General features: G+C 76.9%; 3 protein-coding genes. 2 read left to right on the top strand and 1 reads right to left on the bottom strand.

The features are described 5' to 3' along the window. Positions 1 to 108 precede the first annotated feature (108 nt). The gene (locus tag FOE67_RS24600; protein WP_182667021.1) at positions 109 to 510 is read left to right on the top strand and encodes a GNAT family N-acetyltransferase; all 402 of its coding nucleotides are present in this window, start codon (positions 109 to 111) and stop codon (positions 508 to 510) included. Positions 511 to 700: 190 nt separating this feature from the next. Beyond that, complete coding sequence (locus tag FOE67_RS24595) at positions 701 to 1,138, top strand: VOC family protein (RefSeq protein ID WP_323385432.1); 438 nt, start codon at positions 701 to 703, stop codon at positions 1,136 to 1,138. On the opposite strand, the gene FOE67_RS24590 is transcribed toward FOE67_RS24595, so the two are convergent. Next, positions 1,086 to 1,821 (bottom strand): helix-turn-helix transcriptional regulator (locus FOE67_RS24590; protein WP_438874302.1); only part of this gene is annotated, 736 nt, incomplete at its 5' end. The two genes, FOE67_RS24595 and FOE67_RS24590, sit on opposite strands and share 53 nt — an antisense overlap.

Below are 1,821 nucleotides of genomic sequence, written 5' to 3'. Positions count from 1 at the left end.
CCGTCACCGTCCTCCCCGGGGGCCTCCTCCGCGCCCCCGCCCGGCACCGGCGGGGAGAGCGTCCGGCTGCGCCGCGCGGAGGCGCGGGACCTGCCGGCGATCGTCGCCATGCTCGCCGACGACCCGTTGGGCGCCCGCCGCGAGAACCCCGGGGACCCCGCCCCCTACCGGCGGGCCTTCGAGCGGATCGCCGCCGACCCGGCCCAGTTCCTCCTGGTCGCGGAAAGGACGGCGGACGGGACCGTCGTCGGCACGCTCCAACTGACCGTGATCCCGGGCCTGTCCCGGTGCGGCTCCGACCGGGCCCTGATCGAGGCGGTGCGGGTGCACGCCTCGGAGCGCGGGACGGGTCTCGGCACCCGGTTGATGGAATGGGCGATCGCGGAGGCCCGACGGCGGGGATGCGCGATGGTGCAGCTGACCTCGGACGCCGGCCGGGAGGACGCGCACCGCTTCTACGAGCGGATGGGCTTCGTCCCCTCCCACGTGGGCTTCAAGCTCCCCCTGTGAGGTGGGCGCCGGGACGGGATCGGGACACGGGGGCATGTCCGAAACCTTCAAGACCCGGGGGCACCGGCCGCCTTACCGTCGCGCCATGAACACCTCGTACGACACCCCTTCCGGGGGCACCTCCGAGAACCCGGCCCAGAGCCCGGCCCACCACTCGCCCGACCCCTCCCCGAACCGGTCCGTGCCCACCGTGACCCCGCGCGTCGACATGGTGGGGTTCGTGACCGCCGACCTGCCCGCCTCGCTGGCCTTCTACCGCCGACTGGGCATCGACGTCCCCCCGGACGCCGAGGGCCCGCACGTGGAGGCCACATTGCCGGGCGGCGTGCGCGTCGCCTGGGACACCGAGGAGATGATGCGTTCCCTCGCCCCGGAGTGGACGCCGCCGACCGGCAGTCCCCGCATGGTCCTGGCCTTCCACTGCGGGACGCCGGCCGGGGTGGACGCGCTGTACGCGGAGCTGACCTCGGCGCGTCCCACGGCCGCCGAACGCCCCCCGTGGGACGCGCCCTGGGGCCAGCGGTACGCGGTGGTGCGGGACCCGGACGGCATCCCCGTGGACCTGTTCGCGCCGCTCACGGAGCCGACCGACGAAGCTCCCGCAACGGAACCCCCGCCAGTGTCCTGATCTCCCGCGACAGGTGCGCCTGGTCGGCACAGCCGACCAGGTGGGCGGCCTCGGCCGGGGCGCGGCCGGCGTCGATCAGCACCAGGGCGCGGCGCATCCGCAGCACCCGGTGCAGGGTCCGGGGGCCGTAGCCGAAGGCCTCCAGGCACCGGCGGTGCAGCCGGCGCTCACCGACACCGAGCCGTTCGGCGAGGTCGGCCACCCGCATCCCCGGCCGGGCGGCGGCCCGTACCACCTCCCGCAGACGGGGGTCGGGCGGGGGAGCGGCACGCAGCCGGACCGCCGCGTGCTCCTCCAACACCGCGCCGGGCGCCGCGGCACGGCTCAGCCGATCCTCCAGCTCCCGCACCTCGGCGGCGGGCCACAGCCCCGTCAGGGGCACCCGGGCGTCGCGGAGTTCGACGGCCGGCACCCCCAGCACGAGCGGGGCGGTGCCGGGCGGGAACCGCAGGCCGAGCCAGTCGCGGCCGGGTGGGTCGTGCGCGAGGTGGGCCCGGGTGTCGGGCCCGGCGACCGACAGACGCCCCTCGCTCCACAACAGGTCCATGCAGCCGTCGGGCAGGATCCGGGCGGTGCCGGGCACCGGGCGGGGCGGCCGGACCCACAGCGTGCCGCCGACGGCGGGGGCGGGGCGTTCGCGGTAGTCGCTCCGCGCCCCGGCCTCCCCCGACCGGAGCGGTGGG

Source organism: Streptomyces calidiresistens (assembly GCF_014141525.1).
GTDB classification, from domain to species: Bacteria; Actinomycetota; Actinomycetes; order Streptomycetales; family Streptomycetaceae; genus Streptomyces; species Streptomyces calidiresistens.
Note: the sequence above shows the minus strand (reverse complement) of the source record. Positions and strands in the feature narration are given on the sequence as shown.